The organism is Streptomyces lacaronensis, from assembly GCF_047337785.1.
Taxonomy (GTDB): Bacteria; Actinomycetota; Actinomycetes; order Streptomycetales; family Streptomycetaceae; genus Streptomyces; species Streptomyces lycopersici.
Map to the genome: position 1 here is coordinate 6,533,762 of NZ_JBLHDK010000003.1, position 14,942 is coordinate 6,548,703.

General features: G+C 74.1%; 1 protein-coding gene. It reads left to right on the forward strand.

From position 1 onward, the window contains the following. Positions 1 to 93 precede the first annotated feature (93 nt). Positions 94 to 14,940 (forward strand): amino acid adenylation domain-containing protein, encoded by a 14,847-nt coding sequence (locus ACMTAK_RS28500; RefSeq protein ID WP_413808820.1) that lies wholly within the window; start codon positions 94 to 96, stop codon positions 14,938 to 14,940. The last annotated feature ends 2 nt before the right edge of the window (positions 14,941 to 14,942 follow it).

Below are 14,942 nucleotides of genomic sequence, written 5' to 3' on the forward strand. Positions count from 1 at the left end.
TGCGATGAGTGAAGGCTGTTCAGCCGACCGTCTCCTTTCTCCCATCGAGTGTGGAGTGAGTGCATGTCTGTCCCGCAGGGTGTTCGATTCCGCTTGACCGACGGCCAGCGGGGAATCTGGTACGCCGTCCAGGGCGATCCCGCCAATCCGCTCTTCGGCCTGGCGGAGCGGGTGGACATCCAGGGCCCCGTCGACCCCGGGCTGTTCGAGGCCGCCCTGCGGCGGGTGGTGGAGGAGACCGAGGCCCTGCGGGTGTCCTTCGGCGAGGACGCCGACGGGCCGTACCAGGTGGTGGCGCCCGGACTCGACTGGCCGTTCCACCTCGTGGACGTGTCCGGGCAGGACGATCCGGAGGCCGCCGTGCGCGCATGGGCCTCGGCCGACCAGAAGCGCCCGGTGGACCTCTTCGCCGGACCGCTGTTCACCTTCGCGCTGTTCCGGCTCGCCGAGGACCGGCACGTCTGGTACCAGCGCCATCACCACATCGCGCTGGACGGCCAGAGCGTGGGCATGATCGCGCGCCGGGTCGCCGCCGTGTACTCGGCCGCCGTGGCGGGGGAACCGTGCCCGGAGTCCGGCCACGGCGGTCTGCGGGAGCTCATCGAGGCCGACGCCGCGTACGGCGGGTCCGAGGAGATCGTCCGCGACCGGCGGTACTGGGCCGAGCAACTGGCCGACCGCCCCGAGGTCCAGGGCCTCACCGCACAGCCCACCCGCTATCCGGACGGCCCGCTGCTGCGGGTGGTCCGCACGCTGGAGCCGACCGCCGTCGAGTCGATCCGGTCGCTGGCCCGCGAGGCGGGCACCGCCTGGCCGACGGTGGCCGTCGCCGCCCAGGCGCTGTATCTGCACCGGATCACCGGCCGCACCGATGTCGTCCTCGCCCTCCCGGTCGCGGCCCGGCCCGGCGGCGGCGCCGCGAGCGTGCCCGGCATGGTGTCCAACCTCGTGCCGCTGCGGCTGTCCGTCCGGCCCGGGGACACCGTCGCCGAGCTGCTGGGCCAGGTCTCCCGGCGGATGCGCGGCGCCCTGCGCCACCAGCGCTACCGCTACGAGGAGCTGCGCCGCGACGCCGGCACGCTGGCCGACGGCAGCCGTCTGGTCGGCCCGCGCGTCAACATCATCATGTTCGACTACGACCTGGACTTCGGCGGCCACCCGGGCGTGGTGCACAACCTGACGATCGGTCACGACGACGACCTGACCGTCGTCGTCGACAACCGGGCGGGCGACGGCGGGCTGCGGGTGGAGCTCAACGCCAGCCCCGAGCTGTACTCCGCCGCCGAGGTGGAGCGCCACGGCGAGCGTCTGACCGGGCTGCTGCGCGCCCTGGGTGCCGGCGCCCCGGACCGGCCGCTCGGACTGCTGGACATCGCGACCCGGGCCGAGCGCCGACAGGTGCTGGTGGACTTCGCCGAAGAACCGGCCGCCACCGCCGCACTCACCGCCGAAGCCGCGCTTCCCGCCGCGACGGACGGCGGTACGGCGGCCCGGACCGCCACCGCCACCCTCCCCGAGCTGTTCGAGGCGCGGGTGCGGGAGTGCCCCGACGCGCGGGCGGTGTCCCTCGGCGCGGACACGCTGACCTACGCCGAGCTGAACGCGCGGGCCAACGCGCTGGCCCGGCTGCTGGTCGCGCGGGGCGCCGGTCCCGGCCGGTTCGTGGGCCTGGTGCTGCCCCGCTCGATCGACCTGGTGGTGGCGCTGCTGGCGGTGGTGAAGTCGGGCGCCGCCTATGTGCCCATCGACCCCGCGTATCCGGCGGACCGCATCGCGTACACCATCTCCGATGTGGACCTGACCCTGCTGGTGACGGACTCCCGGGTCGAGGTGGCGCTCCCGGAGGGCGTGCGGCGGGTGGTGCTGGGCGAGGAAGAGGTGCGGGAGCGGCTCGCCGCCCTGCCCGGCACCGATCTCACCGACGCCGACCGGCCCTCGCCCCTGCTGCCGGTGGCCCCCGCGTACGTCATCTACACCTCCGGTTCCACCGGGCGCCCCAAGGGCGTCGTGGTCTCCCACCACAACGTGGTCCGGCTGTTCACCGCCACCCGCCGGTGGTTCCCCTTCGGCGCCGACGAGGTGTGGACCCTGTTCCACTCGTACGCCTTCGACTTCTCGGTGTGGGAGCTGTGGGGGCCGCTGCTGCACGGCGGGCGGCTCGTCGTCGTCCCGTTCGAGGTGTCGCGGTCGCCGGAGCGCTTCCTGCGGCTGCTGGCGGACGAGCGGGTGACCTTCCTCAACCAGACCCCGTCGGCGTTCTACCAGCTCGTCAACGCCGACCGGGAGGACCCGGCGACCGGCGACCGGCTGGCGCTGCGCCATGTGGTCTTCGGCGGTGAGGCGCTCGACCTGGGGCGGCTGGCCGACTGGTACGAACGCCACGGCGAGGGCGCCCCCTGCGCACCGCTGCTGGTCAACATGTACGGCATCACCGAGACCACGGTGCACGTCAGCCACCTTGCCCTGGACCCCGAACTCGCCGCATCCGGCGCCGGTTCGCTGATCGGCCGGTCCATCCCCGACCTGCGGGTGCGGGTGCTGGACGGCGCGCTGCGCCCGGCGCCCCCGGGCGTGGCCGGGGAGATGTACGTGGCGGGCGCCGGTGTCGCGCAGGGCTATCTGAAGCGGCCGGGGCTGAGTGCGTCACGGTTCGTGGCCGACCCGTTCGCGGGCGACGGCAGCCGGATGTACCGCACCGGCGACCTGGCCCGCTGGAACGCCGACGGGCTGCTGGAGTACCTGGGCCGCGCCGACGACCAGGTGAAGATCCGGGGCTTCCGGATCGAGACCGGCGAGATCGCGGCCGCGCTGTCGGCCTGCCAGGGCGTCGCGGACTGCGCGGTGGTCGCCCGGGACGACCGGAGCGGCGAACGCCGTCTGGTCGCCTACGTGGTGCCGCAGGCCCCCGGCGAGGCGCTGGATCCGGCATCTTCCTTTGGTACGTGGGCTGTTGGGTCCGCGCCGCAGGCCCCCGGCGAGGCGCTGGATCCCGGGCTGCTGCGCAAGAAGCTCGGCGAGTCGCTGCCGGACTACATGCTGCCCGCCGCGTTCGTCACCCTGCCCGCGCTGCCCCTGACCCCCAGCGGCAAGCTCGACGCGCGGGCGCTGCCGGAGCCCGAGGTGACCGGCGGGGCGGCCGGACGGGACGCCCGCACGCCGGGCGAGCAGGTGCTCGCCGGGCTGTTCGCCGAGGTACTGGGCGTGCCCGGGGTCGGTGTGGACGACAACTTCTTCGCGCTCGGCGGCCATTCGCTTGCCGCCACCCGGCTCGCCGGCCGGGTCCGCTCGGTGCTCGGCGTGGAATTCGCCGTGCACGAGGTGTTCGACCGGCCCACCGTGGCCATGCTCGCCGAACTGCTGGACACCGCGCGGGCGGCGCGGCCCGCGCTGGTCCCGGTGGACCGGCCGGAGCCCATGCCGCTGTCGTTCGCCCAGGCCCGGCTGTGGTTCCTCGACCGGCTCGACGGCCCCAACCCCACGTACAACATCCCCTTCGTGCTGCGGATGTCCGGCGACCTGGACGTCCCGGCGCTGCGGGCGGCGCTGCGGGACGTCCTGCTGCGGCACGAGAGCCTGCGCACCGTCTTCCCCGACACCGCGGGCGAGCCCCGGCAGCACCTGGTGCCCGCCGAGGAGCTGCCGCCGCTGCCGTACGCGTCCGAGGTCGCCGCCGCGGACCTGCCCGCCGCCCTGGCGGCCGCCGCGGGCCACAGCTTCCGGCTCGCAGGCGAACTGCCGCTGCGCGCCGAGCTGTTCCACCTCGGCGGCGATGAGCATGTGCTGTCCGTCGTGGTCCACCACATCGCCGGGGACGGCTGGTCCCTGGCGCCGCTGGTACGCGATCTGTCGGCCGCCTACACCGCCCGCTGCGACGGCCGGGCCCCCGGCTGGGAGCCGCTGCCGGTCTCCTACGCCGACTACACCCTCTGGCAGCGGTCACTGCTGGGCGAGGACTCCGACGAGACCAGTCCGCTGGCCCGTCAGCTGGCGCACTGGAAGACCGCGCTGGCCGGTCTCCCCGAGGAGCTGGCCCTGCCCACCGACCGGCCCCGGCCCGCCGTGGCGAGCCACCGCGGCGCCGTACTGGACTGCGAGATCGGCCCCGAACTCCACCGTGAGCTGCTCGCCGTCGCCCACGCAGGCGGCGCCAGCGTGTTCATGGTGCTCCAGGCGGCGCTGGCCGTCCTGCTGTCCAAGCTCGGCGCGGGCGACGACATCCCGGTCGGCAGCCCGATCGCCGGACGGACCGACGAGGCCCTGGACGAGCTGGTCGGGTTCTTCGTCAACACGCTGGTGCTGCGCACCGACACTTCCGGGCGGCCGTCGTTCACCGAACTGGTCGACCGGGTCCGCCGGGCCGACCTGGCGGCCTACGCGCATCAGGACGTGCCGTTCGAGCGGCTGGTCGAGGTGCTCAACCCGGACCGCTCGCGGTCCCGGCACCCGCTGTTCCAGATCCTGCTGAGCATGCAGGACCACCCGGACCGCTCGCTGGAGCTGCCCGGTCTGACCGCCTCGGTGGCCCCGGGCGACCTCACCATCGCCAAGTTCGACCTGCAATTCGACTTCCAGGAGCGCCGGGACGCGGAGGGGGCGCCGGCCGGGATCGGTGGCCAGGTGCTGTACGCCACGGATCTGTACGACGCCGAGACCGTGCGCCGGATGGTGGCGCGGTTCCTGACGGTGCTGGAGTCGGCCGTGGCGCGGCCCGGCAGCAGCATCGCCGAGATCGACGTCCTGGCACCCGAGGAGACCCGGAGGCTGGCCGTGGAGTGGGTCGGCCCGGTCCGCGAGGTGCCCGCGCTCACCGGCTCCGTACCCGCCCGGTTCGCCGAGCGGGTGGCCGCCGCCCCGGACGCGACCGCGCTCATCGCCGCGGACGGCACGGAGATCAGCTACCGGGAGCTGGACACGCGCGCCAACCGGCTCGCGCACCGGCTGCTCGCCGCGGGCGCCGGCCCGGAGGCGCGGGTGGCCGTGCTCCAGCAGCGCTCGGTGGAGCTCGTCGTCTCCCTGCTCGCCGTGGTCAAGGCCGGTGCCGCGTATGTGCCGCTGGACTCGCGCGCCCCGCAGGCCCGCTGGGAGCAGGTGATGGAGCGGACCGAACCATCGGTGCTGCTCCTCGACCGGGCCCAGCCGGAGCTGGAGTTCACCCACCGGGCCACCACCGTCGTGGTGGACGCCGAGGCCCCGGCGCTGGACACCCCGGCCGATGCCGCCCCCGACGTGGCCGTCCACCCCGAAGAGCGGCTCACCGAGGCCCCCGCGCCGGGCGCCCGGACCGATGCCGCCCCGGCCGATGCCGCCCCCGACGTGACCGTCCACCCCGAACGGCTCGCGTATGTGATGTTCACCTCCGGCTCGACCGGCCGCCCCAAGGGCGTCGCGGTCACCCACCGCGATCTGCTGGCGTTCGCCCTGGACGGCTGCTTCGAGGCCGACGCCCACCGCCGGGTGCTGCTGCACGCGCCGCACGCCTTCGACGCCGCCAACTACGAGCTGTGGGTGCCGCTGCTCACCGGCGGCACGGTCGTCATCGCCCCGCCGCAGGACCTGGACGTCCGCACCCTGCGCCGGATGATCGCCGAGCACGGCATCACCGGACTGCACCTGACCGCCGGGCTCTTCCGCGTCGTGGCCGAGAACGACCTGGACTGCCTGACCGGTGTGCGGGAGCTGCTGGCCGGTGGCGACGTCGTGCCCGGTACGGCGGTGCGTGCCCTGCTCGAGCGGTTCCCCGGCATGGTGTTCAAGGACACCTACGGCCCGACCGAGACCACCTCCTTCGCCACCTTCCACCGGGTGACCTCCGCCGACCAGGTGCCCGACGTCGTACCGATCGGTGCCCCGCTGGACAACACGCGGGCCCATGTCCTGGACGGCCAGTTGCGCCGGGTGCCGCCGGGCGTGGTCGGCGAGCTGTACATCGCCGGCGAGGGTCTGGCGCGCGGCTACTGGCGGGCGCCCGCGCTCAGCGCGGAGCGGTTCGTCGCCGACCCGTACGGTCCGGCGGGCAGCCGGATGTACCGGGTGGGCGACCTCGCCCGCTGGACCGAGGAGGGGGCGCTGGAGTTCGCCGGCCGCGCCGACGATCAGGTGAAGATCCGGGGCTTCCGGATCGAGCCGGGTGAGGTCGAGGCCGCGGTCGCGCGCCGCCCCGGTGTCGCCTCCGCCGCCGTGGTGGTGCGCGAGGACCGCCCGGGGGACAAGCGGCTGGTCGCCTACGCGGTGCCCGCCCCGGGCCACCGCCTCGACACATCCGCGCTGCGCGAGGATCTCGCCGAGGCGCTGCCCGACTACATGGTGCCCTCCGCCGTGCTGGCCCTGGACACCCTTCCGCTCACCCCCAACGGCAAGCTCGACCGCAAGGCGCTGCCGGAGCCGGAGCTCACCGGCGAGGGAGCGGGCAGGTCCCCGCGCACCCCCCAGGAGCAGGTGCTGTGCGGACTCTTCGCCGAGATCCTCGAGCTGGCCTCGGTGTCGGTGGACGACAACTTCTTCTCCCTGGGCGGGCACTCCCTGCTCGCCACCCGGCTGGTGCTGCGCATCCAGGCCGTCCTGGGCGCCGACGTGGCGGTGCGCGACCTGTTCGACGCGCCGACCGTCGCCGAGCTGGCCCGGCTGGTCGACCGGGCCACCGGGGCGCGCACCCCGCTGACGCCCCGGGAGCGCCCCGAGGTGGTGCCGCTGGCGTACCCGCAGCGCGGACTGTGGTTCATCAACCAGCTGGACCACGCGGACGGCACCTACAACCTGGGTGTCTCGCTGCGCTTCACCGGACGGCTCGACCGTGCCGCGCTCCACACCGCGCTGCACGATGTCATCGCCCGGCACGAGAGCCTGCGCACCCTCTTCCCCGACCGCGGCGGTGTGCCCTCCCAGGTCGTGCTGGACGCCGAGCGGGCCCAGGCCGAGATCCGGGTCTCCGAAGTGACCGAGGAACGGCTGGACGAGGCGCTGTCGGAGGTGGCGCGGCGCGGCTTCGACCTCGCCTCCGAGCTGCCGATCCGCGCCGACCTGCTGGTGCTGAGCCCCACCGAACACGTCTTCCTGATCGTGGTGCACCACATCGTCGCCGACGGCTGGTCCTTCGGCCCGCTGGTGGACGACCTGGTCGCCGCCTACACCGCGCGGCGCACCGGGGCGGCGCCCACCTGGCGGCCGCTGCCGGTGCAGTACGCGGACTACACGCTGTGGCAGGCCGAGCTGCTGGGCGCAGAGGACGATCCGGACAGCCTGCTGGGCGGCCAGCTGGACTACTGGAAGCGGACCCTCGACGGTCTGCCCGAGCAGCTGGAGCTGCCGACCGACCGGCCCCGCCCGGCGGTGCTGAGCAACGACGGAGACCGTCTGCCGCTGTCCCTGAGCCCCGAGCTGCAGACCGCGCTGACCGACATCGCCCGCTCCAGTGGCGCCAGCCTCTTCATGGTGGTGCAGGCGGGCCTGGCCGCGCTGCTGTCCCGGCTGGGCGCGGGCGAGGACATCCCCGTAGGCACGGCCATCGCGGGCCGCAACGACGAGTCCCTGGTGGACGGCATCGGCTTCTTCGTCAACACCCTGGTGCTGCGCAACGACGTGTCCGGCGACCCCACCTTCCGGCAACTGGTCGAGCGGGTCAGGGAAGCGGACCTGGCCGCCTACGCCCACCAGGAGGTGCCGTTCGACCTGCTGGTGGAGACCCTGAGCCCGGACCGGTCGCTCTCCCGCCACCCGCTGTTCCAGACCATGCTGACGTTCGAGAACATCCCCGAGCTGACGCTGCGCTTCCCCGGCCTGGACACCCGGCTGCACCCCGCCAACAACCGCACGGCCAAGTTCGACCTCGACTTCGCCATCGGCGAGACCTTCGACGCCGGCGGCTCCCCGGCCGGGATGACCGGCACGCTGGTCTACAACACCGACCTGTACGACCGGGCCGGCGCGCAGGCGCTGGCCGACCGGTTCGTACGCCTCCTGGAGACGGTGGCGGCCAACCCGGCCGCCCGCGTCACGCAGATCGACCTCCTCTCCGAGGCGGAGCGCCGGCGGGTGCTGGTGGAGTGGAACGGGGAGGCGGCCGGTGAGGCCGTGGCCACGCTTCCGGAGCTGTTCGAGGCGCGGGTGCGGGAGTGCCCCGGTGCGCGGGCGGTGTCCCTGGGCGAGGACGGGTTGACGTACGGGGAGCTGAACGAGCGCGCCAACGCGCTGGCGCGGTTGCTGGTCGAGCAGGGCGCGGGTCCGGGCCGGTTCGTGGGTCTGGTGCTGCCGCGGTCGGTGGATCTGGTGGTGGCGCTGCTGGCGGTGGTGAAGTCGGGTGCCGCGTATGTGCCGATCGACCCGTCCTATCCGGCGGACCGTATCGCCTACACGGTCTCGGACGTGGACCTGGCGCTCGTGGTGACGGACACCCGGGCCGATGTGCCGCTGCCGGAGGGCGTGGCGCGGGTGGTGCTCGGCGATGAGCCGGTCATGGGCCGGCTCGCCGGACTGCCGGGTACGGACCTGACGGACGCCGACCGGATCGCGCCGCTCGTACCGGGAGCGCCCGCGTATGTGATCTACACATCGGGTTCGACGGGGCGTCCCAAGGGCGTGGTGGTCTCGCACGGCAATGTGGTGCGGCTCTTCGAGCACACGCGGCAGTGGTTCGCGTTCGGCCCGGACGAGGTGTGGACGCTGTTCCACTCGTACGCGTTCGACTTCTCGGTGTGGGAGCTGTGGGGGCCGCTGCTGCACGGTGGCCGGCTCGTGGTGGTGCCGTTCGACGTGTCCCGTTCGCCGGAGCGCTTCCTGCGGCTGCTCGCGGACGAGGGGGTGACCTTCCTCAACCAGACGCCCTCGGCGTTCTACCAGCTCGTCAACGCCGACCGGGAGGACCCGGCGACCGGCGACCGGCTGGCGCTGCGCCATGTGGTGTTCGGCGGTGAGGCGCTCGATCTGGGACGGTTGACGGACTGGTACGAGCGGCACGGTGCGGGCGCCGCCTGTGCGCCGCTGCTGGTGAACATGTACGGCATCACCGAGACCACGGTCCACGTCAGCCATCTGCCGCTGAACCCGGAGCTGGCGGCCTCGGGCGCGGGCTCGCTCATCGGCCGGGGCATTCCGGACCTGCGGATCTATGTGCTGGACGGTGCGCTGCGCCCGGTGCCCCCGGGGGTGGCGGGGGAGATGTACGTGGCCGGTGGCGGCGTGGCACAGGGCTATCTGAAGCGGCCGGGGCTGAGTGCGTCACGGTTCGTGGCCGACCCGTTCGCGGGCGACGGCAGCCGGATGTACCGCACCGGCGACCTGGCCCGCTGGAACGCCGACGGGCTGCTGGAGTACCTGGGCCGCGCCGACGACCAGGTGAAGATCCGGGGCTTCCGGATCGAGACCGGCGAGATCGCCGCCGTGCTCTCCGCCTGCCGGGGCGTGGCCGACTGCGCGGTGGTCGCCCGGGACGACCGGAGCGGCGAACGCCGTCTGGTCGCCTACGTGGTGCCGCAGGACCCGCAGGAAACCCCGGAACCGGGCCTGCTGCGCGACGCGCTCGCCGCGTCGCTGCCCGACTACATGCTGCCGTCCGCGTTCGTGATGCTGGACGCCCTGCCCTTGAACGCCAGCGGCAAGCTCGACCGCAAGGCGCTGCCCGCACCGGAGTACGCTCCGGCGTCGGCGGGCCGCGCGGCGGGCACACCCCGCGAGGAGATCCTCTGCGGTCTGTTCGCCGATGTGCTCGGCGTGCCCGCGGTCGGCGTGGACGACAACTTCTTCGATCTGGGCGGCCATTCGCTGCTGGCGGCCAGGATCGTCAACCGGATCCGTTCGGTCCTGGCCGTCGAGCTGTCGGTCCGCACGCTCTTCGAGGCCCCGACCGTGGCGGCGCTGGCGAGGACCCTGGACGGGGAGGCGGCCGCCCGGCTGCCGCTGACCGCCCGCGAGCGGCCCGGTGTGCTTCCGCTGTCCTTCGCGCAGCGCAGGCTGTGGTTCCTGGGCCGGATGGAGGGGCCGAGCGCCACCTACAACGTGCCGGTGGTGCTGCGGCTGTCCGGGGAGCTGGACCGGGCGGCCCTGGAGCAGGCGCTGTGGGATCTGATCGGCCGGCACGAGAGCCTGCGCACGGTCTTCCCCGAGACCGACGGCTCGCCCCGGCAGCAGGTGTGGGACCCGGACGCGGTGCGGATACCGCTGACCGTGGTGGAGACGACCGAGGAGGCGTTGCCGGAGCAGCTCGAGGCGACCGTCACCCGGGGCTTCGACCTGACCGTGTCGCTGCCGCTGCGCACCACCCTGTTCGCGCTCGGCGAGAGCGAGTACGTCCTGGCTCTGGTGATCCATCACATCGCCACCGACGGCTGGTCCACGGCGCCGCTGGTGCGCGACCTGTCGGCCGCCTACGCCGCCCGCTGCGACGGCCGCGCCCCGGCCTGGGAGCCGCTGCCGGTCGCCTACGCCGACTACACCCTCTGGCAGCGCGACCACCTCGGCGACGAGGACGACCCGGAGAGCCTGGCCTCCCGTCAGCTGGCGTACTGGCGCCAAACGCTCGCCGGGCTGCCGGACGAGCTGGCCCTGCCCACCGACCGGCCCCGGCCGGCCGTGTCCGGTCATCGCGGCCGCACCCTGGACTTCGCGATCGACCCCGGGCTGCACGAGCGGCTCACCACGCTGGCCCGGGCCCGCGGGGTCAGCACCTTCATGGTGCTGCAGTCGGCGCTGGCCCTGCTGCTGACCAAGCTGGGCGCCGGAGAGGACATCCCGGTCGGCAGCCCCATCGCCGGGCGCCCCGACCAGGCCCTGGAGGACCTGGTCGGTGTCTTCCTGAACACGCTGGTGCTGCGCACCGACACCTCGGGCGACCCGACGTTCGACCAGCTGCTGGAGCGGGTGCGGCGCACCGCGCTGGACGCCTACGCCCACCAGGACGTGCCGTTCGAGCGGTTGGTGGAGGTGGTCGACCCGGAGCGGTCCCTGGCCCGGCATCCGCTGTTCCAGGTCATGCTGATGGTCCAGAACATGCCGGCCGCCGAGACCTCGCTGGGCGGGCTGGCCCTGCGGTCCGAGCTGGTCGACCTGGGCGTCGCCAAGGTCGATCTGAGCTTCGCCTTCGGTGAGCGGCCGGACCGGCCGGGCGCGCTGTCCGGCGTCTGCGAGTACAGCACCGAGCTGTTCGACGCGGACAGCGTGGAGACGCTGGTCCGGCGGCTGATCCAGGTGCTTGAGGCGGTGACCGGTGACCCGGGGCTGCGGATCAGCGAGGTCGAGGTGCTCTCGGCGGCCGAGCGCGAGCGGGTGCTGGTCGAGTGGAACGACACCGCGCGGCCGCTGCCCGCACGCCGGGTCCACGAGCTGTACGAGGCGCAGGCCGCCCGTACCCCATCGGCCGTCGCGGTGCTCTCCGGGGGTGTCGAGCTGACCTACGCCCAGCTGGAGACGCGCGCCAACCGGCTCGCCGCGCTGCTGACCGCCCGCGGGGCGGGCCCCGAGCGGCTGGTGGCCGTGGCGCTGCCGCGCTCGGCGGACCTGCTCGTCGCCCTGCTGGCGGTGCTCAAGACCGGGGCGGCCTATCTGCCGCTGGACCCGGAGCACCCCAGGGACCGGATCGGCTACACCCTCCAGGACGCCCGCCCCGCACTGGCGCTGGTCACCTCGGGCACCGCGCCGCTGCTGGCCGTGGGCGGCGGGGACGGCGGGGACGGCGGTGGGCAGGATCTGGCGGACCGTAGCGGGGTGGCTGCGGTAATGGGTGGTGCTGCGGGCGGCGGGGACGGCGGGGACGGTGGTGGGCAGGATCTGGCGGACCGTAGCGGGGTGGCTGCGGTGATGGGTGGTGCTGCGGGCGGCGTGGGCGGCGGGGACGGCGGTGGGCAGGATCTGGCGGACCGTAGCGGGGTGGCTGCGGTGATGGGTGGTGCTGCGGGCGGCGTGGGCGGCGGGGACGGCGGTGGGCAGGATCTGGCGGACCGTAGCGGGGTGGCTGCGGTGATGGGTGGTGCTGCGGGCGGCGTGGGCGGTGGGCACGGCGGTGGGCACGGCGGCGTACCGGCGCTGGTGCTGGACGACCCGGCGACCGTCGCCGAGCTGGCGGCGGCGCCCACGACCGCGCCCGGTGCGGTGTGCTCACCGGACCACCCGGCGTATGTCATCTACACCTCCGGTTCGACCGGCCGCCCGAAGGGCGTGGTCGTCCCGCACGGCGCGCTGAGCAACTTCCTGGACGACATGGGCGAGCGGTTCGGCCTCGGCCCCGCCGACCGGCTGCTCGCGGTCACCACGGTGTCGTTCGACATCGCGGCGCTGGAGCTCTATCTGCCGCTGCTGTGCGGCGCGGGCGTGGTGATCGCCGACCGGGACACCGTGCGCGACCCGGCCGCGCTGCTGCGGATGGCCGAGGAGACCGGGGCGGGGGTCGTCCAGGCGACGCCGTCGCTGTGGCAGGCCATGGTCACCGCGTCGCCGGAGGCGTTGCGCGGGCTGCGGGTGCTGGTCGGCGGTGAGGCGCTGCCGGAGGCCCTGGCCACGCGGCTGCGCACGTCGGCCGCCGGGCTGACCAACCTCTACGGACCGACCGAGACCACCATCTGGTCGACGGCCGCGGATCTGACGGACGGCCAGGGCGTGCCCTCGATCGGCGCCCCGATCGCCAACACCCGGGTCTATGTGCTGGACGACCGGCTGCGGCCGGTCGCCCCCGGGGTGCCGGGCGAACTCTACATCGCCGGAGCGGGCGTCGTGCGGGGCTACCACAACCGGCCCGCGCTGACCGCGGAGCGGTTCGTGGCCTGCCCGTTCGGCGGCCCCGGCGAGCGCATGTACCGCACCGGCGACATCGTCCGCCGGACCGCCGACGGCCGGCTGGAGTTCTCGGGCCGGGCCGACCACCAGGTGAAGGTGCGCGGCTTCCGGATCGAGCTCGGGGAGATCGAGACGGTGCTGACCGCCCATGGGGCGGTCGGCCAGGCCGTGGCGCTCGCCCGCTCCGACCAGGGCGCCGCCGCCCGTCTGGTCGCCTATGTGGTGCCCAAGGTCCCCGGTGCGGCGCCGGATCCCGGGGTGCTGCGCAAGTGGCTCGGCGAGTCGCTGCCGGAGTACATGATCCCGTCCGCGTTCGTGGTCCTGGACCGGCTGCCGCTCACTCCGAACGGCAAGCTCGACCGCAAGGCGCTGCCCGCACCGAGCTTCGGCGCGGCGGCCGATTCGCGGCCCCCGCGCACCCCGGTCGAGGAGGCGCTGTGCGCGGTCTTCGCCGAGGTGCTCCGGCTGCCCTCGGTCGGCATCGACGACAGCTTCTTCGAACTGGGCGGCGACAGCATCGTGTCGATGCAGCTCATCGCCCGCGCCCGGGCGGCGGGTCTGGTCCTCGCCGTCAACGACGTGTTCGAGCACAAGACGGTGGCCGGGCTCGCCGCGGTGGCGGAGGTGCTCGACGACGCGGCCTCCCGCGAACCGGACAACCCCGTCGGCGAGTTCGCCCCCACGCCGATCATGCACTGGCTGCGGGAGCGCGGCGGTGCGATCGACTCCTTCAGCCAGCCGATGCTCGTGCGGACCCCGGCGGGCCTGGACCTGCCGACGCTCACCACCGCGCTCCAGGCGCTGCACGACCGGCACGATGTGCTGCGCGCCCGGCTGGTCGAGGACGACGAGGGCGGCTGGCGGCTGAGCGTGCCACCGGCCGGGGCGGTGTCCTGCGCGGACCGAGTCCGCCGGGTCGACACCGCCGAGGCTGCTGCCGGTGACCTCGCCCCGCTGGTCGGTCGCGAAACCGCCGAGGCCGCTGCCGGTGACCTCGCCCCGCTGGTCGGTCGCGCCCTCGCCGAGGCCCGTGCCGAGCTGGCGCCCCGGGACGGCGAGATGGTGCGCGCGGTGTGGTTCGACGCCGGTCCCGGACGGCCGGGACGGCTGCTGCTCGTCGCCCACCACCTGGTGGTCGACGGGGTGTCCTGGCGGATCCTGCTCCAGGACCTCGCCGACATCGCGACGGCCGTCGCCGCCGGACGGGAGCCGGAGCTCACTCCGGTGGGCACCTCGGTGCGCCGCTGGAGCGAACTTCTGGCGGCCGAGGTGCGCAAGCCGGAACGGCGGGCGGAACTGCCGCTGTGGACGGACGTCCTGTCCGCTCCGGACGCCCGGCTCGGCGGGGTCACGTCGGCCGCCGGGCACGACCCGGCCGGACCGGTCGCCCGCGTCACCATGACGCTGCCGGCCGCGAAGACCGCGCCGCTGCTCGGCGAGGTGCCGTCGGTGTTCCACTGCGGTGTGGACGACGTGCTGCTGAGCGCGCTGGCGCTGGCGGTCACCGACCGCCGCCGTCGGCTGGGCTCCGTGGCCACCTCGGTGCTGGTCGCCGTGGAGGGACATGGCCGGGACGAGAGCGTCGGGGGCGTGGATCTGTCCCGTACGGTGGGCTGGTTCACCAGCCTTCACCCGGTGCGTCTCGACCCCGGCCAGGTGCAGTGGGGCGAGCTGTGGTCGGGCGGCCCGGCCACCGGGCGGGTGGTCAAGCGGATCAAGGAACAGCTGCGCGCGGTGCCCGGTACCGGGATCGGCTACGGCCTGCTGCGCCATCTGGACCGCGAGACCGCCGCGGAGCTGTCCGGGGCGGCCGTGCCGTGGATCGGCTTCAACTATCTGGGCCGGGTCGAGGTCCACGACGGGCCCGGGGGCGACTGGCGCCCGGCCTCGGAGGCGCTCGGGCTCGACCTCGGCGACGACGGTCCGGGCAGCCCGTACGGACTGGAGCTGAACGCCGTCACCGTCGACCGCCCCGGTGGCCCGGAGCTCATGGTGACCTGGACCTACGCCTCCGATGTGCTGTCCGAGGCGGAGGTACGGGAGGTCGGCGAGGTGTGGCTGCGCGCCCTGGACGGGATGGCGCTGCACGCGGCCGGACCTGGCGCGGGCGGCCACACCCCCTCGGACCTCGCGCTGTCGAATCTGGAGCAGGAGGAGATCGAGTTGCTGGAGGACGAGTGGTGAAG